The organism is uncultured Sphingomonas sp., from assembly GCF_913776855.1.
Classification (GTDB): Bacteria; Pseudomonadota; Alphaproteobacteria; order Sphingomonadales; family Sphingomonadaceae; genus Sphingomonas.
In genome coordinates this window covers 62308-83942 of sequence record NZ_CAJYQD010000032.1, presented here as the reverse complement: position 1 = coordinate 83942, position 21635 = coordinate 62308, and the positions used below count along the sequence as shown (strand labels likewise).

The window sequence follows — 21635 nt, the reverse complement described above, 5'->3', positions numbered from 1 at the left end:
AGGGCCGGGGAGAGGGGCTGTTGCGTGACTTCCCCTCTCCCAACCCTCTCCCCTGAAGGGGAGAGGGCTTTTGGGGTTTTCGAATGACCACCGAAGTCGATTTCTACGAGCTGCTCGAATGCGAGCGCACCGCGGACGGGCCGACGATCAAGTCCGCCTATCGCAAGCTCGCGATCAAGTACCATCCCGACAAGAATGCCGGGTGCAAGGATTCCGAGGCGAAGTTCAAGGCGATCAACGAAGCCTATGACTGCTTGAAGGACCCGCAGAAGCGTGCCGCGTATGACCGCTACGGCCATGCCGCCTTCCGTCAGGGCGCGGGCGGTGCCGGCGGCGGCGCACAGGATTTCGGCGGTTTCTCCGACATTTTCGAAAGTGTTTTCGGCGAATTCATGGGCGGCGGGCGGCAGGGCGGCCGCGCCGGTCCGCGACGCGGTGCCGACCTGCGCTACGACATGGAGATTTCGCTGGAGGAGGCCTATCACGGCCACCAGACCGAGATCACCGTCGACGTCTCCACCGCCTGCGCCCCGTGCGGCGGCAGCGGCGCGTCGCCGGGCACCAAGGCGCGGACCTGCCACACCTGCAACGGCCATGGCAAAGTGCGAGCGCAGCAGGGTTTCTTCGTCGTCGAACGCGCCTGCCCGACCTGCCATGGCGCAGGGCAGGTCATCAGCGACCCGTGCCCGGTGTGTAACGGCGAAGGCCGTGTCGACCAGACCAAGACGCTGCAGGTCAACGTGCCCCCCGGTGTTGACGAAGGGACGCGCATCCGCCTGACCGGTGAAGGCGAGGCCGGTGCGCGCGGGGCGCCGTCCGGCGACCTCTACATCTTCCTGCACGTGAAGCGTCACGCGCTGTTCGAACGCGAAGGCACCGCGCTGCACGCACGCGCGCCGATCAGCTTCACGACGGCGGCGCTGGGCGGGACGATCGAAATCCCCGGCCTCGACGGACAGAAGCACAGCATCCGCGTGCCCGCGGGCATCCAGTCTGGCAAGGAACTGCGCCAGCGCGGTGCCGGGATGCCGGTGCTTCAGGGGCGCGGCCATGGCGACATGGTAATCCATATCGAGGTCGAGACACCGACCCGGCTGTCCGCGCGGCAGAAGGAATTGCTCGAAGCGTTCCGCGAAACCGAAACCGGCGAGGAATGCCCGGAATCGATGGGCTTCTTCAGCCGCCTGAAGACCGCGCTCGGCGGATAGACGCTTTGCCCGTCATCCCGGCCTGCGCCGGGATGACGATGGCCAGCGGATCAAGACCTTGGAATGAAACGACCATGACCGCCCAGTGGCGACCCGCCATTGTCGCCGATGCGCCGCAGATCGCGGCACTCGCCCTTGCCGAACTGGGTGATTACGGCGAGGCGGCTGACCTGTATGCCGAACGCATCGCGCTCAGTCCGGAGGGGTGCTGGGTGTTAAGCGCCGGCGATGCGGTGACCGGGCATTGCATCAGCCATCCGTGGCACCGGCTGGCCCCGCCGACGATGCACGCCCTGCTCGGCAGCCTCCCGTCCAGCGCCGATTGCTGGTATATCCATGATGTCGTCGTCGCCCGGGCGGGACGCGGAACGAATGCGGTCGAGCGGCTGCTTCCAATCCTCGACACCATCGCTGCGCGTCGCGGCATTCCGGTGCTGGCGCTGATCGCTGTCGGCGGCGCGGATGCCTATTGGGCGCGACAGGGGTTTATCGCAGCCCCCGGCGGCGCTGCCGGGTTCGGTGCGGATGCGGTGTATATGGAGCGCCCGGTCGACTGACCGGACGGGGCGGCGGTTACCGTCGCCCGCCCGCCACCATCCGCAACGGGGCGCCGCCCGAATGCCGCGTTTCGGCCCGAGCCACGCGGAAGATCGATACCGCTTCGTTCAGCCGGGCCGCTTCGTCGGCAAGGCTGCGCGCGGCGGCGGTCGTTTCCTCGACCATCGCGGCGTTGTGCTGCGTGATGCTGTCCATCTCGCCGACCGCGATGTTGATCTGGCCCAGTGTTTCGGCCTGCTGGCGGGCGGTGGTCGCGATATTGCCGATCAGCGCGCGGATACGGTCCATCTGCTCGGTGATGCGTTTCAGCGCGACGCCGGTGGTCGACACCAGTTCGACGCCGCGATCGACCTGCACCGTCGACGCGGTCACCCGCGCCTTCACGTCCTTTGCCGCATCGGCCGAACGCTGCGCCAGTGCGCGGACTTCGGAAGCGACGACGGCAAAGCCCTTGCCCGCATCGCCCGCGCGTGCCGCCTCGACGCCGGCGTTCAGCGCCAGCAGGTTCGTCTGGAACGCGATCCCGTCGATGACGGAGATGATCTCGCCGATCTCCCTCGACGCGCTTTCGATGCATGCCATCGCCCGCGTCGTATCCTCGACGATGCTGGCCGAATTCTGCGCGTCGCGGTGCGTGTCGGCGATGATCGTCTCGGTCGTATCGACCAGCGTCGCGGCCTCGCGCACATTCTGGGTGATTTCCTGGATCGCCGCCGCCGATTCCTCGAGGCTCGCGGCCTGTCGTTCGGTGCGGCCCGATAGGTCGTCCGATGCCTGGCGGATGTCGCTGCACCCGTTATGCAGCGCGGCGGCGACGGCGGTAACCTCGGCCATCGATTCCGCCATGCGATCGGCGGCGGTGTTGAAGCTGCCGCGCAGCGGTTCGAATTCGGCGCTGAACGGCGTGTCGAGCCGGACGTTCAGGTCACCCTGTGCGAGGCTCGCCAGACCCTTTGCCACCGCGTTGACCACCTGTCCGGTATTGGTCAGGTCCTGCACCTGTACCAGCACCGCATCGGCACCCTCCTGCGGGACGGGGATCAGCGTCACCAGCATCCGCACCTCTTCGGGCCCGCGCATGTTGAACCATTCGAAACGGGCAAAGCCGTCCTTCACCGCCTGTTGCACGCGTTCGCCGACATGTTCGGCGGTCGGGCGGCCATCGCCCTGCGTCGGACGCGAGAAGACGACCGGGTTCCGGCCCAGGATTTCGGCACGTGTCAGGCCGTAGACCGCTTCGGCGGCCACATTGCATTCGATGAACGCTCCTTCCTTCAGCAGGAGGACGGCATCGGGCGACTGGCGATAAGCAGCCAGCGCGGTGCGGGCTTCGAGGTCGAGCGTGGAGCGGCGGAAGATCATGCGGCCGGCGTAGCGCCGCATCGTTAAGATTATACTATCCCCGCCGGACGCTCACGCCCGGCGGGGGCAGGGGATCACGCCTTGCCGAACACGCGGGCGAAGATCGTGTCGACATGCTTGTAGTGATAGCCGAGGTCGAACCGGCTCTCGATCTCGTCGGCCGAAAGCGCAGCGGTGACATCGGGGTCGGCCTTGAGCAGTTCGAGCAGCGACAGTTCACCGTCCGACTCCCACACCTTCATCGCGTTGCGCTGGACATAGCGGTACGAGTCCTCGCGGCTGACCCCGGCTTGCGTCAGCGCCAGCAGCACGCGCTGCGAATGGACCAGCCCGCCCATCTTGTTCAGGTTCTTCTCCATCCGCGCCGGATAGACGACCAGCTTGTCGATCACCCCGGTCAGGCGGGCGAGCGCGAAGTCGAGCGTGATCGTCGCATCGGGACCGATGTAACGCTCGACCGACGAGTGCGAGATGTCGCGCTCATGCCACAAGGCGACATTCTCCAGCGCGGGAGTGACATAGCCGCGCACCATGCGGGCAAGGCCGGTCAGGTTTTCGGTCAGCACCGGGTTGCGCTTGTGCGGCATCGCCGACGACCCCTTCTGCCCCGGCGAGAAATATTCCTCGGCCTCCAGCACTTCGGTGCGTTGCAGGTGGCGGATTTCGGTGGCGAGGCGCTCGATCGATCCGGCGATCACGCCCAGCGTCGCGAAATACATCGCATGGCGGTCGCGCGGGATGACCTGGGTCGATACCGGCTCGACGCTCAGCCCCATCTTCTCGGCGACATGTTCCTCGACGCGCGGGTCGATATTGGCGAAGGTGCCGACCGCGCCCGAAATCGCGCAGGTCGCCACTTCGGCGCGGGCGTTCTTCAGGCGGGTGCGGCAGCGGTCGAACTCGGCATAGGCCTGGGCCAGCTTCAACCCGAACGTCACCGGTTCGGCATGGATGCCGTGGCTGCGGCCGATGGTCGGGGTCAGCTTGTGTTCGCGCGCCCGGCGTTCGATCACGTCCAGCAGCTTGTCGAGATCGGCCAGCAGGATGTCCGACGCCCGCGCCAGCTGCACCGCCAGGCAGGTGTCGAGGACGTCCGAACTGGTCATCCCCTGATGCAGGAAGCGCGCTTCCGGCCCGGTCCGTTCCGACACATGCGTCAGGAAGGCGATGACGTCGTGCTTCGTCTCCGCCTCGATCGCGTCGATCCGGTCGACGTCGAAATCGGTATCGTTCATCGCCCAGATCTTTTCGGCCGCCTCCTTGGGGACGACGCCCAGCTCGGCCAGCGCGTCGGTCGCGTGTGCCTCGATCTCGAACCAGATGCGGAATCGGGCCTGCGGCTGCCACAGGGCGGTCATCTCGGGGCGGGAATAGCGGGGAATCATGACAGGCCTTTCGAAAACGGGCGAACGGTTTGCCGCGCCCTAGCAACAAGTCGCGGACGAATCGAGCCTGTCCTGCGATAGAAGAAACGCGAAAAGGGGTTCAATAGAAACCGAAACGACCTAAGTTGGTTGGGTCATCGCAATGCTGCTACGGAGTTGTTTCGTAGTGGCAGCATGAAGTTCCGAACCAATCCGAAAGGAGAAATTCGATGATGAAGCGTATTCTTATCGCCAGTGCCATGGTTGTTGCTGCTCCGGCATTCGCCCAGGACACGGCGCCCGCGCAGACGACTGCACCAGCCGCGCCGACTGCGCCGGAAACTGCGCAGCCAGCACCGGCTGATCCGTCGATCGCCGCGACTCAGGCGGCACCGGCAACCCAGCCCGATCCCGCGACGCAGACCGCACAGACGACGGCCGAGGCCGGCCAGCCTGCCAGCGGCACGCAGATCGCCCAGATCGTCGAGGCGGAATTCCCGAAGTACGACAAGGCCGGGAAGGGCGAACTGACCGAGAAGCAGTTCGGCGAATGGATGGTCGCCCTGCGCTCGGCGAGCGAACCCGGCGTTACGGCTGACAAGCCCGAGGTGAAGAGCTGGATCAAGCAGGCCTTTGCCCAGGCGGACAAGGACAAGTCGAAGGCCGTGACGAAGGCGGAGCTGACCAGCTTCCTGAGCCAGAGCGCCTGAAGCACGGCCAGGAGCTGATGGAACTGGACCGTCGGGAGCAATCCCGGCGGTCTTTTCTATCGTATCCGTGCCGGGTTGCCCACCACCGTCGCCCCCGCCGGCACGTCGCGGGTCACCACCGATCCCGCGCCGACGATCGCATCGTCGCCGATCGTCACGCCCGGCAGGATCATGGCCCCGCCGCCGATCCAGACATTGCGCCCGATCGTCACCGGCCGTCCGAATTCCAGCATCTGCGCGCGCACTGCCGGGTCGCGCGGATGATCGGCGGCAAGGATCTGCACCCCCGGCCCGATCTGCGTCTTGTCGCCGATGGTCACGGCACACACGTCGAGGATGACGCAGCCATAGTTCAGGAACACCTCGTCGCCGAGGGTGATGTTGTAGCCATAGTCGATATGGAACGGCGCGCGGATCAGGACATCCTTGCCGACCCCGCCCATGATCTCGCGCAGCAGGTTGCGCTGTTCGTCGCGGTCCAGCGCGATGCGGGCGTTATAGCGATCCATCCACGCCGCCGCCCGCGTGACGTCGGCGACCAGTTCGGCATCGCCGGCATGATATAGCTCGCCGGCGATCATCTTCTGCTTTTCGGTGCGCATTCAAAACATTCCCTGGGCGCGGAGGCTGGTATGCCCCTTCGCGCCGATGATGAGGTGGTCGTGGACGGTGATGCCCAGCGGCTTGCCTGCGGCGGCAATGGTGCGGGTCAGGTCGATGTCCGCCCGGCTGGGGCTGTGGTCGCCGCTGGGGTGATTGTGGACGAGGATCAGCGCGGCAGACCCCAGGTCGAGCGCGCGGCGGATCACCTCGCGGGTGTAGATCGGCGCTTCGTCGATCGTCCCTTCGGTCACCAGCTCGTCGCGGATCAGCAGGTTGCGGCTGTTCAGGTGCAGCACGCGAATCCGCTCGACCGCCTGGTGCGCCATGTCGGCGTGGAGATAGTCGAGCAGCGCCTGCCAGTTCGACAATACCGGCCGTGCCGTCACCTGCGCCTGCAACATCCGCGTCGCCGCCGCCTGCGCGATGCGGATTGCCGCCACCGCGCTGTCGCCCATGCCCGACACCTTGCCCAGCGCCAGCGGATCGGCCGACAGCAGCCCGCCGATCCCGCCGAATTCGTGGAGCAGCGTCTTGGCCAGCGGCTTGGTATCGCGGCGCGGAATGGCCAGCGTCAGGAGGTACTCGATCAGTTCATGGTCGAGCAGCGCCGCGCCGCCATGCTCCAGCAGCCGCCCGCGCAGGCGCGCGCGGTGGCCGGTGCCATCGGTTTCGGGGCTGGTCATAGCCGAATGCCTAGCGGATCGCGAAGGGCTGGGCGAGGGGGCGGCTCAATCCTCGCTCCCCGGCTTCAGGTCATCGTTGGACGGCGTATAGTCGAGGATGTCGCCCGGCGTGCAGTCGAGATAGCGGCAGATTGCCGCCAGCGTCGCGAAGCGCACGCCCTTCACCTTGCCCGATTTCAGCAGCGACAGGTTCGATTCGGTAATACCGATCGCCTCGGCCAGTTCCTTCGATCGCACCTTCCGCCTTGCCAGCATCACGTCGAGATTGACGATGACCGGCATCAGACGAAATCGGCCAGTTCGCGCTCGGCCCGGATGCCGGCCTCCAATGCCCAGATCGTGGCGTAGGCCGCGAACGCCAGCATCAGGAGCAGCAAGGTCATATCCACCATGATGGGAGAGGTGAGTACCTCCGGGTGGTCGAACCCGTTGGCGAGCAACAGGCTTTGAAGGATGGGTGCTAACACGCGCGCAACGGCCAGTACGATCGCGGCGCGCGATGCCCGTCGTAACCACGGCAACGCATCGGCCAGGGCGTTGCGCCGCTTCTGCCCAAGACGTCGCAATGCCATGCCCACCGCGAATAACAGGACCGGCATCGGCCCCGATTCCAGCAGCATGACAGCGGCCAGTCCGACGCGGATGCCGGGCGTCGCCACCCAGGCATCGAAACGGCGGCGGGCCGTTGGATTGCTGTTGAGTTTGGTCAGTGTTTCGTCGGGCAGCAGGTTCGCCGCATCGGCACCGACCCGGCAATCTTGCTCGGAACCACAATGCCAATAGGGTCCCGGTGCCGCCGCTGCGACGATCGTCAGCACCGCCATCACCGCTGCGAAGAACAAAAACAATGCGCCGACCCCGCGGCTGGTCCGCGCCTTCTTCGGCGGTAACGAATATCCGTCAGGCACAACATACTTTCTGTTTTACAGCAATTATTGTCGATGATACGGCATTGGCCACGGCGAAGCGACTGCCGTTTGTGGGAAGGGGTTCACATGATTCGGTTGGAAAAGCGCGTCCTGGGCGCAGTGTTGGCGCTCGCCTCCACGACGGCGATGGCACAGGAGCGGGAGGCACCGCCGCGCGAGGCAGCGGAGGTCGCCATCGGCGTGCTGCGGCATGGCGCCAACTTCCATCCGCTGGGCAGCAAGCTGATCTTCGACCTACCCGAATTGCCGGCCGGCCCGATTTACGAAGGTGAGGAGGAAAACGGCACGGTCGACGTGCAACTCGCCTATCGCACCGCGCCGCTGCGTATCCTGCTCAAACCCCGCCTGACGGCAAAGGCGCAGATCAACACCGCCGGGCGCACCAGCTTCTTCAGCGTCGGGGCGGAGTGGCGCCAGCATATTCTGCGCGGCCGGGTGTACGGTCAGTTCGGCATCGGCGCGACGGTCATCGACGGCTATCGCTTCACGCCCGATCCGTTCCAGCCGGGCATCTCGAACGACGAGGCATGGCGGCGCTACGACATCTATCGGCGCCGCACCTCGTTCGGGTCGAAAATCCTGTTCAATCCCAATGCGTCGATCGGCGTACGGGTCGACCGACGCTGGGCCGTCGAGCTGGCATGGGAGCATTTCAGCCACCGCCAGATATTTTCCGACACCAATCCCGGCATCGACAATGTCGGCATCCGCATCGTCCGGCGCTTGGGGCGGTGATCGCGTTTCTCGTCACTGCCGCGTTGCTGGCTCAGGCCGGGCCGGCCCCGTCAGTACCGAACGACGACATCGTCGTCACCGGCGAACGCCCGCGCAATTTCCGCATCGTGACGAAGCGGGATCGGCGGGCGGGCGTCACCGGCTGCACGTTGAAGCCGCCCAGCGGTGACCCGCTGTTCGATACGGGCATCTGCCAGGCGTATATCGTCTGCGCGCCGACCGCACGGACCGCAGGCGAAATGGAGGCGTGTATGCGGCCTCCGCTCGAACGGGAGGTGAAGGCCTGGCAGGATCGGCGCAAGGCGGCGATCGCGACACGCCCGCCGGCCGGCTGACACAAGTTCCGTTGCGCTGCCGGAACCGTTTGCCGCCTCTCGCGCTTGACCCCGGTGGCGCGAGGCGCGACGAACGGGACGGAACAGCGGAGTGAGTGGTCTGGGCGGTGACGACGAGCAGGCGGTGGAGACCGTGGCGTCGCCGCGTCGCCGGGGCCGCAAACGCCAGCGGTTCGCGCAGGTGTTGCTGGTCGTCTCCGGCATCGTGCTGCTGCTCGCCGGGCTGTTGTGGACGCAGCGCAAGCCGATCGCCGACAATCTGGTCCGCCGCGAACTGGAAAAGCGTGGCGTCGCCGCGCGCTACCGCGTGGCGGAAATCGGACCGGGTCGGCAACGGCTGGTCGATGTCGTGCTGGGTGATCCCAAGGCGCCCGACCTGATCGCCGACTGGATCGACATCGATACCAGTGTCTCGCTGAACGGGGCAAAGGTCACCGGTGCGCGCGTCGGACAGGCGCGGTTGCGCGCCACCTTGCGGCCCGATGGGACGGTTTCGTTCGGGCAGATCGACAAGTTGCTGCCGCCGCCGTCGGGCAAGCCCTTTGCATTGCCCGACTTCGATGTGGGCGTCGACGATGGCCGTATCCGCCTTGCCACCCCGTACGGCGTGATCGGCGCGAAACTCGCCGGGCGCGGCAACCTGGCCGATGGTTTTACCGGGCAGCTGGCGGCGGTGTCGGAACGACTGGCGCTGAATGGTTGCGGGATCGACCGGTTGGCGGCGAACCTGTCGCTGCGCACCGGCCGTGCCGGCCCGTCGCTGACCGGGCCGATCCGCGCACGGGCGGCGGCGTGCGGCGATGTCCGGCTTGCCGGACCGGTGGTCCGCGTCGAAGCGCGACTTTCGCCCGGCTTCGATCACTGGCGCGGGCGGGCCGAAATTGCGGCGGAACGCATCGCCGCGCCCCGGACACAGGTGGCCGCCCTGACCGGGACGGTCGGATTCGATGGTCGGGCGCAGCGGACGACCGGCACGCTCGACCTGGCATCGGATGATTTCGTCCTGCCGCAGCTGGCCGGGCAGGCGCTGTCGATCGCCGGACGCTATGAGGTCGGTGGCGTCCCCGCGTTCGACGGACGGATCGGCGCGCGGGGGGCACGGCTGTCACTTGATCTGGTCACGCGGATCGCCGGCTATGGCGATGCCGCCGCCGGTACGCCTGTCGCGCCTTTGGCAACCGCCGCGGCGCGTGCGGCGGCCCGCGCGGCGCAGCGTTTCGACCTGTCGGCACAGGTCGCTGCCCGTCCGCTCGCCGCACGGATCGATCGGTTGGTGTTCGTAGCGGCCAGCGGTGCCCGCGCGACCCTGCGCGACGGGCCGGTGCGCTGGGTATCGGGCAAGGGCGTGACGCTGAACGGCTCGCTGGCAACAGGTGGCGGTGGCCTGCCGGTGGCGAGCATCCGCCTGTCCCATGCCGGACCCGGATCGCCAGTCAGTGGCACCGCGACGATTGCGCCCTACGCGGCGGGCGATGCGCGCCTTGCGCTTGCCCCGATCCGGTTCCGGACCGCTGGCAACGGCGCGACCCGGATCGAAACCCGCGCCGAACTGTCCGGTCCGTTCAGCGGCGGGCGGATCGACCGCCTCGCGCTGCCGATCGATGCGCGCTGGGATGGTGCTAAGCGGCTGGTCGTGAATGCCGGCTGCGTCCCCGTCGCCTTCGATCGGCTGCGCGTATCGGCGCTGACGCTCGACCCGGCGCGGCTGCGGCTGTGCGCCACGGAGGGCGGCATGGTCCGGCTGGCCAACGGTCGGATCGGCGGCGGCGTATCGACCGGCGCGACCCGGCTGACCGGCAAGCTGGGCGGTACGCCGGTCACGCTGGCGGCGGCGGGCGGGAAGTTCGGTCTGGACGACCTCGGCTTTGCGCTGACCGATGTGAAGACCCGGCTGGGCAGCCCGGATCGCGTGAGTGTCCTCGACCTTGGCACGCTGACCGGCCGCGTCGCGAACGGCGTGGTCGCGGGCAATTTCGCGCGGGGTGAGGGGCAGATCGGCAATGTGCCGCTGCTGATTCGCGGGGCGTCGGGCGACTGGCGGCTGGCGGGTGGGGTCCTGTCGCTCGACGGCGATGTCGGCGTGCGCGACGCCGATCCGCAGCCGCGATTCGAACCGCTGCGCAGCGACGATTTCAAGCTGACGTTGAACGGCAACGATATTCGCGCCGGCGGCACGCTGAAACACCCGACAAAGGGCGTGAAGGTCAGCGACGTGACCATCGTCCACGACCTTGCCACCGGGCGCGGCAATGCGGTGCTGGCGGTGCCCGGCATCACCTTTGGCGATGCATTCCAACCCAACGAACTGACCCGGCTGACCTTCGGTGTCGTCGCCGATGTGAAGGGCACGGTTTCGGGACGCGGCGACATCGCGTGGAGTCCCGACGCCGTTACCTCGACCGGTACGTTCCGCACCGCCGACACCGACCTCGCCGCCGCGTTCGGCCCGGTGAACGGGCTGGCGGGCGAAATCCGCTTCACCGACCTGCTCGGCCTCGTGACGGCACCGGGACAGGTCGCGACGATCGCAGAGGTCAATCCGGGCATCGCGGTGACCGACGGCGTGGTCCGCTATCGCCTGATCGAAGGGATGCGCGTCCAGATCGAAGGCGGGCGCTGGCCGCTGGGCGGTGGGGAAATGGTGCTGGAGCCGACCATCCTCGACTTCGCCGAGGATCAGGAACGGCGCATGACCTTCCGCGTCACCGGGGTCGATGGCGGGCTGTTCCTGCAACAGTTCGAATTCGACAATCTGAACGCCTCGGGCGTGTTCGACGGCGTGCTGCCGATGATCTTCGATGCGAAGGGCGGCCGGATCGAGGGCGGCAAACTGCAATCGCGCGGTGGCGGCAACCTGTCCTATGTGGGGGAGGTGTCGAAGGAGGATGTCGGCTTCTGGGGCAATCTCGCGTTCCAGGCGCTGAAATCGATGAACTATCGCCGCCTGACGATCGAACTGGATGGGCCGCTGGCCGGCGAGATGCTGACGGCGATCCGCTTCGCCGGGGTCAGCCAGGGGAAGGGCACCTACAGCAATTTCCTGATCCGCCGGTTGGCGAAACTCCCGCTGGTCTTCAACGTGCGGATCAAGGCACCCTTCCGCCAGCTGATCGATTCGGTGCAGAATTACTACGACCCGAAACGGCTGATCGAACGCAACCTGCCCGCGCTCCAGGCCGAACAGCGCCGCCGCGAACAGGGCTTGCCACCGGCGCCGCTCGACACCACCATTCAGCCCTCCGAAAGCGAGACTGTGCCATGAACGACAGCGTGACGATGTTCAGAGCCTTGATGATCGGTGGCACCGCGTGCCTTGCCGTCGGGTGCGTCAACGTGTCCGCGCCGGACAAGCCGATCGTCATCAACCTGAACATCAACATCACGCAGGAAGTGGTGTATCGCCTCGATGGGGAGGCGAAGACGCTCATCCAGGACAATCCGGGGATTTTCTGACCATGCACGCATATGTCAAATACGGCCTTGCCGCAGCCGCCTTCGTCGCGGTCGCCGGACTTGCCGGCACCGCATGGGCGCAACGCGACCCCGCCTATCAGGCCGCCCGCGCGGCCGGGCAGGTCGGCGAACAGCCCGACGGCTATCTGGGCGTCGTGGGCGGCGGCACGGCGGAGCTGCGCGCGCTGGTGGCCAACATCAACATCCAGCGCAAGGCCGCCTATACCCGCGGCGCACAATCGGGCGCGACGGTCGAACAGTTCGCGTTCGTATCGGGCTGCAACCTGATCGCGCAGACCAAGCCGGGTGAGAAGTACAAGACACCGGGCGGCGCTTGGGAAACCCGCGGCAACGGCCCGCCGGAGCGCGACGCGCGCTGCGTGTGAGGGATTGAAAATCGGCGGCCAATACGCTATGTATTGATGGCGGTTTCAGCAGAGTATCGCCTCCTTGAACCCCGGTCATGCCAGTGGCCGGGGTTCTTCGCATTCGGGGGTCGGGCGAACCCGACCCCCTCCCGTTATTTCGAACGGGCTACCTCGATGATTTTCAGCACCAAGGTAGTGAACGCCACCATCAGCGTGCCAGCGCCAATGATGATAGTTGCAGTTTCAGGGGTCAGAGTAATCACCCCCTTTCTGACCGACGTGTCGGCCGAGAACTGGATATCCCAATGCGGCGGTCATGTCTGCCCGAATGCGAGGCGGTGTCGAGCAACCGTGTCTCCGTTCATCGTCCCGAAAGGTTTCCGCGCGAACGCTATGGTTGACTCGAAACCGTCACCTTCCTAAAGCGCGCCTGCCTTGGCGGGCTCGCCATCCGGCGCATATCCGGCCCGACCGACTGGTCGTGGAGGGGATGATGGCGGAGAACGAGCCCGGACTAGACCCCTTGCCCGAAGATGCCCGGATCACCTCGCTCGACGAGCGATTGCGACGGGCGAAGACGGACGAGGCGATCCGGACCGGCCAGGCGCGCGACGAAGCGGGGGAGAAGAACTACCGCCTCGGCAATCGCGTGCTGGCCGAACTGATCGGTGGGATGGTCGGGGGGGCGGTGATCGGGGGAACCCTCGACTATCTGCTCGGCACCTCGCCATGGCTCCTGCTCGTGCTGCTCTCCCTCGGGATCGTCAGCGCATTCAGGAATATCATCAGGATTTCGAACCGGCGTCCGGACTGACAGTCCTCGGGCGCCTTGGCATATCGGGGCGAAGCGACGTGGCGCAGGCAGGCAAGATCGATCCGATGCACCAGTTCGAGGTGCAGACGATCTTCAACATTCCCCTGGGCGATCACGTCCTGCCGTTCACCAATTCGGCGCTGTGGATGATCGTTGCGGCGGTCGCGCTGTTCGTGTTCATGATCGGCGGCATGAAGCAGCAGGTCGTTCCGGGTCGCTGGCAGATGGCGGTCGAGGGCTTTACCGGCTTCATCGACAAGCTGCTCGCCGCGAACATCGGGCATGAAGGGCGCAAGTACCTTCCGTACGTCTTCTCGCTGTTCATGTTCATCCTGTTCGCGAACGTCGTCGGCCTGTTGCCCTTCGGCCTGGTCGGGCTGCACCCGTTCACCGTCACCAGCCACTTCACCGTGACCGGCGTCCTCGCCATCGCCAGCTTCTCGATCGTGCTGATCGTCGGCCTGTTCAAGCATGGCCTGCGCTTCTTCAGCCTGTTCGCGCCGAAGGGCACGCCGATCCCGGTGCTGCTGCTGGTCGCGCCGATCGAGTTCGTGTCGTTCATGGTCCGCCCGTTCAGCCTCGCACTGCGACTGTTCGTGGCGATGACCGCGGGCCACATCCTGCTGAAGGTGCTGGCGGGCTTCATCATCAATTCGACCGCGACCGGCGCCGGCATCGGCGTGCTGGTCAGCGTGCCCAGCTTCGCGCTGATGGTCGGCGTGTCGGCCCTCGAAATGCTGGTCGCCGGCGTGCAGGCCTATGTCTTCGCGCTGCTGACCTCGCTCTACATCAACGATGCCGTGCATCTGCACGACCATCACTGATCCCAACCAACATACAGATTTTTCCAAGGGAGTTTTCGACATGGAAGCAGACGCCATCAAGTTCCTCGGCGCCGGTCTCGCAGCTATCGGTGCCGGCCTTGCCGCACTCGGCGTGGGCAACGTCTTCGCCGCCTTCCTGCAGGGCGCGCTGCGCAACCCGTCGGCCGCTGCCGGTCAGCAGGGCAACATGTTCATCGGCTTCGCCGCCGCCGAACTTCTGGGCCTGCTGGCGTTCGTCGTCGCAGTGCTGCTGATCTTCGTCGCGTAACATGCGTGACGCCCGGCGCGGGGGTTAGTCCCGCGCCGGACTCCCGGTCCGGCTGACGGACCGGTTTCGGCCGGGCGATGGCGCCCGGTCGACCAGACCAATACGGGACGTTTCATGCCGCAAATCGAGCAGCTCGCCGCGACCTGGGGGTCGCAGGTCTTCTGGCTGGTGCTGACCTTCGGCATCGTGTTCCTCGTCGTGGGCCTCGGCATGGTGCCCAAGGTGCAGGGCACGGTCGACCAGCGCGACCAGGGCATCGCCGCCGACCTCGCCGCCGCCGAAGCGGCGCGTGGGCAGGCGGATGCGACCGAGGCGGCATGGCGTGCCCGCGAAAACGCCAGCCGCGAGGCTGCGCAGAAGCTGCTGGCCGAAGCCCGTGCCAAGGGTGCGGCGGCGGCGGCCGAACGGCTGGCTGTGGCCAATGCCGACATGCAGGCCCGTGTCGCGCAGGCCGAAGCCGACATCGCTGCCCAGCGCGGCGCGGCGATGGCGCAGGTCGAACAGGTCGCTGCCGAAGCGGCCCAGGCGATCGTCGAGCGCGTGTCGGGCGTGCGGGTCAGCGAACAGGACGCGCAGGGCGCGGTGAAGGCGGTGCTCCATGGCTAATCCCGATGTTTCGCACGGTAGCCCCACGTTGAACGAAGCGATTCACGAAGAGGGCCTGCCCCGCACCGGCACCGAGGCGGTCGAGGGTTCGCACGGCAGCACTACGGGGACGGCGCATGCCGATCCGACCGCGCTGGGGCTGAATGCCACGGCATGGGTAAGTGCGGCGATGCTGCTGTTCCTGATCGTGCTGGTCGTGAAGGGCGTTCCGGCGGTGATCGGTCGCCTGCTCGACGGACAGATCGCCGCGATCCGTACCCGGCTCGACGAAGCGCGCACGCTGCGTGCCGAAGCCGAAGCGCTGCGTGACGAATATACGTCGAAGATCGCCGGGATCGAGGCACAGGCCGCCGAAATGGTCGCCCATGCCGAAGCCGAGGCGCAGGCGCTGCTGGTGAAGGCGGAGGCGGATGCCGCCGAGCTGACCCAGCGTCGTGCCAAGATGGCGACCGACAAAATCGCCGCCGCCGAACGCGCCGCCATCGCCGAGGTCCGCGCGACCGCCGCCGATGCCGCCGCCAAGGCCGCTGGCGCGCTGATCGCGACGCATCTGTCGGGCGATGCCGATCGCGCGCTGGTCGACCGGACGATCGCAGGTCTGGGCGGCAGCCGCCTGAACTGATCGACGTCTTTCCGCGCGACGACGCCGCCCCGCCGATCCGGCCGGGCGGCGTTTCGCGTTCCGGCCCTTGCGTCTCTTTCGGGTTTCCGACGCCAAGGCCCATTTTCCCGAGCCCGTGACAGGAGAAGCGATATGGCATGGGCCATTCTCGCCGTTGCGGTCGTGTGTGAGATCATCTGGGCATTGAGCCTGAAATGGGCGGCGGGGCAGGGGACGCTGGCAGCTTCCGCCGTGCCGATCACCTTGTCGTTCGTGAACATGGGCCTGTTGGCGCTGGCGATGCGCGGCATCCCGGCGGGTACCGCCTATGCGGTGTGGACCGGGCTGGGCGCGGTCGGCGTCATCATCGGCGGCGCGGTCCTGTTCGGCGAACGCATCGCGCCGGTGCAGGCGGGCTTCATGGTGCTGATCGTGATCGGTGTCGTCGGCACGAAGCTGTTCGCGCAGGGGTAATTCTGTTCAACAACGTATCCCCACAACTGCGGGGATACGATACTCACGAACCTATCGCCGTTACCGCTAACAGGAATCGTTGGACAACCCGCTGGCCTGCAGGAATACTCGCCCGATAACAACAGGGAGAGGGTTTATGCGAGGAACCAATGGACGGCGTGCGCTTGGCTGGGCGATCGGGGCGGCACTGGCGGTGATCGCCACGCCGGCACTGGCGCAAAGCGACAAGATGGAACCCATGGCTGCCCCGGCCCAGCCGAACGCGATTCCGCTGAATACCGGTACGCTGCCCGGCGCGACCGCGAAGGAATCGTGGCACACGCAATATGGCAGCAGCTTTACCCGCAACGTGACCGATGCGACGCTGACCCCGTTCCTGCCCGATCCCGCAAAGGCCAACGGCACGGCGGTGATCGTCGCGCCGGGCGGCGGTTTCCGCACGCTGTCGATGTCGAACGAGGGTTGGGACGTGGCAAAGGCGCTGGCGGCACGCGGCGTCGCGGCCTTCGTCCTGAAATATCGCCTGAACCAGACGCCCGCCGACATGGCCGGGTTCGAACGGTCGATGCGCGAGATGTTTTCCGGCACCGCGCCCCGCCCGCGTCCTGCGGCCGGACCGGCGGCGAACGGGCTTGCCCCGCAGATCGCCGATGCCAATGCCGCCTTCGCGCTGATCCGGTCGCGCGCGGGGGAATGGAAGGTCGATCCGAACCGCATCGGCATGGTCGGTTTCTCGGCGGGCGCCATGCTGACCATGGCGACCACGCTGTCGAACGGCCCGGCCCGGCCGGCGTTCATCGGCGACGTCTATGGCCCGCTTGCCGCGATGGGACCGGTGCCCGCCGACGCCCCGCCACTGTTCGTCGCGATCGCCGCCGACGATCCGTTCTTCGCGAACAGCGGCTTCGGCCTGATCGAATCATGGAAGACGGCAAAACGCCCGGTCGAATTCCACCTGTACGAACAGGGCGGGCACGGCTTCGGCATGTATCCGAAGCCGACGACCAGCACCGGCTGGTTCGACGCCTTCGTCCACTGGATGGACATGCATGGCTGGATGAAGCGCGCCGGCTGATCGACGCGCCCCGCTTGGCGAGGGCCGGGCGGGGCGCTAAGTCCCTGCATGGGCGACCACGCCCATGGAGGGATTGCCATGAAGTTCCTGTTCACCGTCGCCGCGTTGCTGGCGACGCCGCTTGCCGCCTCGGCGCAGACTGCCGCGCCGGCTCCGGCCGCGACCGCCAAGCTGACCATCGACAGCAGCATCGAAGCCATCGCTGCCAATCCCAAGGGCAAGGCGATCCTCGACGCGCAGTTTCCGGGGATGCTGGCGCATGAATCCTATCCGATGTTCAAAGGCATGAGCCTGAAGCAGGTGCAGCCCTATGCCAACGGCAAGATCACCGATCAGCAGGTGGCGACCGTCGCCGCCGAACTGGCGAAGCTGAACTGACGTGGTGCGCGTCGGCCTGATCGGGTTCGGCCTGGCCGGCGCGTCGTTCCACGCGCCGCTGATCGCGTGCGTGGAGGGGATGGAGCTGGCCGCGATCGCCACGTCACGCCCGATCGACCGCTTTCCCGGCGCGGCGCGCCACGACGATCCGATGGCGCTGATCGACGACGACAGCCTCGACCTGATCGTCGTCGCCACCCCCAATGACAGTCACGCCGCGCTGGCACAGGCGGCATTGGCCGCCGGCCGCCATGTCGTGGTCGACAAGCCGCTGGCGACCGACGACGGCGATGCGGTTGCGCTGGTCCAGCTGGCGCGCGGGGCCGGGCGGCTGCTCAGCGTGTTCCATAATCGCCGCTGGGACAGCGATTTCCTGACGGTCGAACGGCTGCTGCGCGACGATGCGCTGGGCGAGGTGCAGCTGGCCGAGCTGCGCTGGGACCGGTTCCGCCCCGCGATCAAGCCGGGCTGGCGGGAAGAGGGCGGTCCGGGCAGCGGTCTGCTGAACGACCTCGGCCCGCATATGATCGATCAGGCGATCCGCCTGTTCGGGATGCCCGATGCGGTCGCCGGCGACGTCACGACGCAGCGGGGTGATGCCACCGTCGACGATTATTTCGAGGTGGTGCTGCGCTACGGCGCACGGCGGGTGACGATCGGCTCCGCTTCGCTGGTGGCCGCGCCACGCCCGCGCTTCGCGCTGCACGGAACGAAGGGCAGCTTCGTCAAATACGGCATCGATCCGCAGGAAGCGGTACTGCGCGCCGGCGGGATGCCGACCGACAGCGGCTATGGCATCCAACCCGATAGCCTGTGGGGCATACTGACCGATGCGCAGGGCAACGCCCGCCCGGTCCGGTCGGAGGCAGGCGACTGGCGTGGCTTCTACCGCGCGATGCGCGACGCGATCCGGGGGGAAGGCGAGGTGCCGGTCGATCCGGTCGACGCGGTACGCGGCCTGCGCATCATCGAAGCCGCACGGGCCGGTTGAAACAGGCCGTAGTGATCGACTGTTAACGATCGTCCGCTACGCTAATCGACGATGTTCGACCTTCCCGATGTGGCGACGCTGCGCCAATGCAGCATCCTGTGCAGCGCGGCCTATACCGTGGTGTTCTTCGCCATGGGGGCGGGGGGAAGCTGGTATCGATACTGGGGCTGGGGGGCGTTCAGCTATTGCGCCTCGCTGATCCTGGCCGGGCTGATCGGGGAACCGCTGCCGCTGTGGACGCTGGTGCTGACCGACGGCGTTCTCAGCTTTTCGATGGCGCTGGTGCTGGCGGGCGTGCGGCGCTTCGACGGGGAGCGGGGCTTCGTGCCATGGATGTGGATCGTGGTGGCAGTAACCGCGGTCGTGCCCAGCGTCGCGCTGACGGTGGTTGGGGCGGGGGCGGTTGCAGCGGCAGTCTGGTCGCTGACCATGGCGCTCAGCTCCTTCGCGCTGGCCGTGCCGCTGATCCGCAATCGCGCGACCGACGGCACCGCCCGGCCGCGTCGGCTGGCCGGGTGCCTGCTGTCGCTCTATGCGCCCGTTTACCTGACCGTCGCGGTCGGCGCATTGGTGACGCAGCAATTGGCGCAGCTGCTGGAAGCGATCCCCTATCTTGCCGATCAGCTGCTGTTCGGCGCGGCCAATCTCGCGCTGCTTTGGATTCCAACAGCGCGCGCGCAGCAGCAGTTGCGCGATACGGCGCTACGCGATCCGCTGACCGGCTTGGGGAACCGCGCCGCGCTGGCGGCGGGGGCGGCCGAACTGCTGGTGCCGGGGCGGGTGGCGCTGCTGATCGATGTCGACCGGTTCAAAACGATCAACGACCGCCACGGCCATGCGGTCGGCGATCGGGTATTGGTGGCGATCGCGGACGCCCTGCGCCGCAGTACCGGCGGCGATTTCGTCGCGCGGCTGGGCGGTGACGAATTTCTGGTCGTGACCGATGCCGATGATCCCACAACAGCGGCCGAACAGATCCACCGACGCGCCGGACGCAGCGAAGCCGGACTGCCGCCATGGACGCTCAGCATCGGTGCGGCCCGGATCGAACCCGGCGACCGTTCGATCGACGACGTGATCCAGCGTGCCGATATGCTGATGTACCGCGCCAAGGACCGGGGGCGCACCGCCGCGGCGGCATGACGCTGGCACTCTTCATGCGTACTCCCTAAATCGGCGGGAATGTCGGAAACCCCCAACGCCCCCAATCGCTTCCACGAGGACAAGGCCAGCTTCACCGTGCGCGGGTCGGACGCGCCGGACATCGATGCCGGTGTCGCCGCGATCCGCAACGTGCTGGCGACGCTGCCCGTGCGGCCCGGCGTGTACCGGATGCAGGATGCGCGCGGCGAGGTGCTGTATGTCGGCAAGGCCCGCGCACTGAAGAACCGCGTGGCGAACTATACGCAGGTATCGCGCCTGACCAAGCGGTTGCAGCGCATGGTCGCGCAGACCCGCAGCATGACCATCGTCACGACCAATAACGAGGCGGAGGCGCTGCTGCTCGAAGCGCAGCTCATCAAGCGCTACCGCCCGCCCTACAACGTGCTGCTGCGCGACGACAAATCGTTCCCGTTCATCCTGCTGCGCGCCGATCACGAATTTCCGCGCATCCAGAAGCATCGCGGCGCGCGCCGGGCGAAGGGCAATTATTACGGCCCCTTCGCCAGCGCGGGATCGGTGACGCAGACGCTGAACGCGCTGCAAAAGCTGTTCCTGCTGCGGTCGTGCACCGACAATTTCTTCAAGACGCGCGACCGGCCGTGCCTGCTGTACCAGATCAAGCGCTGCTCGGCCCCCTGTGTCGGCCGAATCGACGCGCCGGCCTATGCTGAGCTGATCGCCGACGCGAAGGATTTCCTTGGCGGCAAATCGACCAAGGTGCAGGCGAAGCTTGGCGTGCAGATGCAGGCGGCGGCGGAAGCGATGGACTTCGAACTGGCCGCAGTGCTGCGCGACCGGCTGAAGGCGCTGACCTTCATCCAGGGGTCGCAGGCGATCAACGCCGATGGCGTCGGCGATGCCGATATCTTCGCCATGGCCTGTCGTGAAGGCACGATCGGCATCCAGGCATTCTTCATTCGCGGCGGCCAGAATTGGGGCCATCGCAGCTTCTTTCCGGCGCACACCAACGACGTGCCGGAGGACGAGGTGCTGTCCGCCTTCCTGATGCAATTCTACGAAGAGGTGCCGCCGCCGCGCAACGTCTTCGTCGATCGCGACCTTGCCGAAAGCGAGGTACTGGCCGAGGCGATGGCCGAGCGCGCCGGGTTCAAGGTCGCGCTGTCGGTGCCGCAGCGCGGCGTGCGCCGCCGCCTGCTCGATCAGGCCAAGCGCAATGCCGAGGAAGCGCTGGAACGTCGCAACGCGGAATCGACCACCCAGGCGAAGCTGCTGCGCGAGGTCGCCGACCTGTTCGAACTGGAGGGGCCACCCGACCGGATCGAGGTGTACGACAACAGCCATATCCAGGGCACCAATGCGCTGGGGGCGATGGTCGTCGCCGGGCCGGAAGGGTTCCGCAAGGGCCAGTATCGCAAGTTCAACATCAAGCAGGCGCAGACGAACGACGACTTCGCGATGATGAAGGAGGTGCTGACCCGCCGCTTTGCCCGCGCGCAGGAGGAGAATCCGGACCGCGAGACCGATCGCGACGGCAATGGCTGGCCCGACCTCGTGCTGATCGACGGCGGCAAGGGGCAGCTGAACGCGGCGAAGGCGGTGCTGGAGGATCTGGGCATCGAGGATGTCTGCATGGTCGGCGTGGCGAAGGGGCCGCACCACGGCCGCGACGGGCGCGAGGTGTTTCACCTGATGGACGGGCGCGAACTGATGCTGCCGGTCAATTCGCCGGTGCTGTTCTACCTCCAGCGGCTGCGCGACGAGGTCCATCGCTTCGTCATCGGCGCGCACCGCGACAAACGGTCGAAGGCGATCGGCGCGAGTCCATTGGACGACGTGCCCGGCATCGGCCCGGCGCGGAAGAAGGCGCTGCTGATGCACTTCGGCACCGCGCGGGCCGTGCGCAACGCCAGTCTCGAAGACCTGCAAAAGGCACCGGGGGTCAGCAAGGCGATGGCGCAGGGGGTGTATGACTTCTTCCACGCCCGATAGTGTCGCGCTCGACCCCGCGCTGGTGGCACGGGCGCAGGGCATGGGGATCGATATCGCCGCCACCTGCCATGCCGCGCTGCTGCGTGCGATCGAGGAGGCGGCGCTGGCCGGATTGCGCGCGGAAACGGCGGCGGCGATCGCGGAGTGGAACGACTGGGCGGGCACGCCGGAGTGATGTCGCG

26 protein-coding genes are annotated in these 21635 nt (G+C 66.9%); 20 read left to right on the top strand and 6 right to left on the bottom strand.

Annotated features, from left to right (window positions below):
- Positions 1 to 83 precede the first annotated feature (83 nt).
- Both dnaJ and QZ755_RS08920 read left to right on the top strand, forming a co-directional pair.
- Positions 84 to 1208, top strand: coding sequence for a molecular chaperone DnaJ (dnaJ, locus tag QZ755_RS08925; RefSeq protein ID WP_294322017.1), 1125 nt, complete (start codon positions 84 to 86; stop codon positions 1206 to 1208).
- A 74-nt stretch (positions 1209 to 1282) separates the two neighbouring features.
- On the top strand, positions 1283 to 1765 hold the full coding sequence (locus tag QZ755_RS08920; RefSeq protein ID WP_294322015.1) for a GNAT family N-acetyltransferase: 483 nt from the start codon (positions 1283 to 1285) through the stop codon (positions 1763 to 1765).
- 16 nt (positions 1766 to 1781) lie between these two features.
- Here the strand turns inward: QZ755_RS08920 and QZ755_RS08915 are convergent, their stop codons facing one another.
- Both QZ755_RS08915 and purB read right to left on the bottom strand, forming a co-directional pair.
- The gene (locus tag QZ755_RS08915) at positions 1782 to 3149 is read right to left on the bottom strand and encodes a methyl-accepting chemotaxis protein (protein ID WP_294322014.1); all 1368 of its coding nucleotides are present in this window, start codon (positions 3147 to 3149) and stop codon (positions 1782 to 1784) included.
- Between the two features lie 53 nt (positions 3150 to 3202).
- The gene (purB, locus tag QZ755_RS08910) at positions 3203 to 4513 is read right to left on the bottom strand and encodes an adenylosuccinate lyase (RefSeq protein ID WP_294322013.1); all 1311 of its coding nucleotides are present in this window, start codon (positions 4511 to 4513) and stop codon (positions 3203 to 3205) included.
- Between the two features lie 212 nt (positions 4514 to 4725).
- Between purB and QZ755_RS08905 the strand changes: the two genes are divergently transcribed.
- Positions 4726 to 5202 (top strand): EF-hand domain-containing protein, encoded by a 477-nt coding sequence (locus QZ755_RS08905; protein ID WP_294322011.1) that lies wholly within the window; start codon positions 4726 to 4728, stop codon positions 5200 to 5202.
- 56 nt (positions 5203 to 5258) lie between these two features.
- Here QZ755_RS08905 and QZ755_RS08900 read toward each other — a convergent pair whose 3' ends face one another.
- The 4 genes from QZ755_RS08900 to QZ755_RS08885 are packed head-to-tail and all read right to left on the bottom strand — an operon-like array spanning position 5259 to position 7312.
- Positions 5259 to 5804: a sugar O-acetyltransferase gene (locus QZ755_RS08900; RefSeq protein WP_294322009.1), complete on the bottom strand. Its 546-nt coding sequence runs from the start codon at positions 5802 to 5804 to the stop codon at positions 5259 to 5261.
- On the bottom strand, positions 5805 to 6488 hold the full coding sequence (gene radC / locus QZ755_RS08895) for a DNA repair protein RadC (protein ID WP_294322008.1): 684 nt from the start codon (positions 6486 to 6488) through the stop codon (positions 5805 to 5807).
- A 45-nt stretch (positions 6489 to 6533) separates the two neighbouring features.
- Positions 6534 to 6770 carry a helix-turn-helix transcriptional regulator gene (locus tag QZ755_RS08890; RefSeq protein WP_294322006.1) on the bottom strand — a complete coding sequence of 79 codons (237 nt, stop codon included), beginning with the start codon at positions 6768 to 6770 and terminating at the stop codon, positions 6534 to 6536.
- On the bottom strand, positions 6770 to 7312 hold the full coding sequence (locus tag QZ755_RS08885; protein ID WP_294322004.1) for a hypothetical protein: 543 nt from the start codon (positions 7310 to 7312) through the stop codon (positions 6770 to 6772). The genes QZ755_RS08890 and QZ755_RS08885 overlap by 1 nt, the downstream gene beginning before the upstream one ends.
- Before the next feature lie 171 nt (positions 7313 to 7483).
- Between QZ755_RS08885 and QZ755_RS08880 the strand changes: the two genes are divergently transcribed.
- The 17 genes from QZ755_RS08880 (at position 7484) to QZ755_RS08800 (ending at position 21628) form a co-directional block, all read left to right on the top strand.
- Entirely contained in the window at positions 7484 to 8152 is a 669-nt protein-coding gene (locus tag QZ755_RS08880) for an acyloxyacyl hydrolase (RefSeq protein WP_294322002.1), read from the top strand.
- Entirely contained in the window at positions 8149 to 8487 is a 339-nt protein-coding gene (locus QZ755_RS08875; protein ID WP_294322000.1) for a hypothetical protein, read from the top strand. The genes QZ755_RS08880 and QZ755_RS08875 overlap by 4 nt, the downstream gene beginning before the upstream one ends.
- Before the next feature lie 91 nt (positions 8488 to 8578).
- Entirely contained in the window at positions 8579 to 11749 is a 3171-nt protein-coding gene (locus QZ755_RS08870) for a YdbH domain-containing protein (protein WP_294321998.1), read from the top strand.
- Between the two features lie 14 nt (positions 11750 to 11763).
- On the top strand, positions 11764 to 11940 hold the full coding sequence (locus QZ755_RS08865; RefSeq protein WP_294322123.1) for a YnbE family lipoprotein: 177 nt from the start codon (positions 11764 to 11766) through the stop codon (positions 11938 to 11940).
- Between the two features lie 2 nt (positions 11941 to 11942).
- Positions 11943 to 12326 carry a YdbL family protein gene (locus QZ755_RS08860; RefSeq protein WP_294321997.1) on the top strand — a complete coding sequence of 128 codons (384 nt, stop codon included), beginning with the start codon at positions 11943 to 11945 and terminating at the stop codon, positions 12324 to 12326.
- A gap of 475 nt (positions 12327 to 12801) precedes the next feature.
- Complete coding sequence (locus QZ755_RS08855) at positions 12802 to 13122, top strand: AtpZ/AtpI family protein (RefSeq protein ID WP_055790254.1); 321 nt, start codon at positions 12802 to 12804, stop codon at positions 13120 to 13122.
- Positions 13123 to 13160: 38 nt separating this feature from the next.
- On the top strand, positions 13161 to 13946 hold the full coding sequence (locus QZ755_RS08850; protein ID WP_294321995.1) for a F0F1 ATP synthase subunit A: 786 nt from the start codon (positions 13161 to 13163) through the stop codon (positions 13944 to 13946).
- A 40-nt stretch (positions 13947 to 13986) separates the two neighbouring features.
- Positions 13987 to 14214, top strand: a complete 228-nt coding sequence (locus QZ755_RS08845; protein WP_055759731.1) for a F0F1 ATP synthase subunit C — start codon at positions 13987 to 13989, stop codon at positions 14212 to 14214.
- A 114-nt stretch (positions 14215 to 14328) separates the two neighbouring features.
- Positions 14329 to 14820 (top strand): ATPase, encoded by a 492-nt coding sequence (locus QZ755_RS08840; protein WP_294321993.1) that lies wholly within the window; start codon positions 14329 to 14331, stop codon positions 14818 to 14820.
- Positions 14813 to 15442 (top strand): hypothetical protein, encoded by a 630-nt coding sequence (locus tag QZ755_RS08835; protein WP_294321991.1) that lies wholly within the window; start codon positions 14813 to 14815, stop codon positions 15440 to 15442. The genes QZ755_RS08840 and QZ755_RS08835 overlap by 8 nt, the downstream gene beginning before the upstream one ends.
- Before the next feature lie 132 nt (positions 15443 to 15574).
- On the top strand, positions 15575 to 15895 hold the full coding sequence (locus tag QZ755_RS08830) for a multidrug efflux SMR transporter (RefSeq protein ID WP_294321990.1): 321 nt from the start codon (positions 15575 to 15577) through the stop codon (positions 15893 to 15895).
- 136 nt (positions 15896 to 16031) lie between these two features.
- A complete protein-coding gene (locus QZ755_RS08825; RefSeq protein WP_294321988.1) occupies positions 16032 to 16970 on the top strand; it encodes an alpha/beta hydrolase in 939 nt (312 codons plus the stop codon).
- Between the two features lie 78 nt (positions 16971 to 17048).
- The gene (locus QZ755_RS08820) at positions 17049 to 17348 is read left to right on the top strand and encodes a hypothetical protein (RefSeq protein WP_294321986.1); all 300 of its coding nucleotides are present in this window, start codon (positions 17049 to 17051) and stop codon (positions 17346 to 17348) included.
- Between the two features lies 1 nt (position 17349).
- Complete coding sequence (locus QZ755_RS08815) at positions 17350 to 18339, top strand: oxidoreductase (RefSeq protein ID WP_294321984.1); 990 nt, start codon at positions 17350 to 17352, stop codon at positions 18337 to 18339.
- Between the two features lie 51 nt (positions 18340 to 18390).
- A complete protein-coding gene (locus tag QZ755_RS08810) occupies positions 18391 to 19482 on the top strand; it encodes a GGDEF domain-containing protein (RefSeq protein WP_294321982.1) in 1092 nt (363 codons plus the stop codon).
- A gap of 39 nt (positions 19483 to 19521) precedes the next feature.
- Positions 19522 to 21453: an excinuclease ABC subunit UvrC gene (gene uvrC / locus QZ755_RS08805; RefSeq protein WP_294321981.1), complete on the top strand. Its 1932-nt coding sequence runs from the start codon at positions 19522 to 19524 to the stop codon at positions 21451 to 21453.
- Complete coding sequence (locus QZ755_RS08800) at positions 21431 to 21628, top strand: type II toxin-antitoxin system CcdA family antitoxin (protein WP_294321979.1); 198 nt, start codon at positions 21431 to 21433, stop codon at positions 21626 to 21628. The genes uvrC and QZ755_RS08800 overlap by 23 nt, the downstream gene beginning before the upstream one ends.
- Positions 21629 to 21635: the final 7 nt, after the last annotated feature.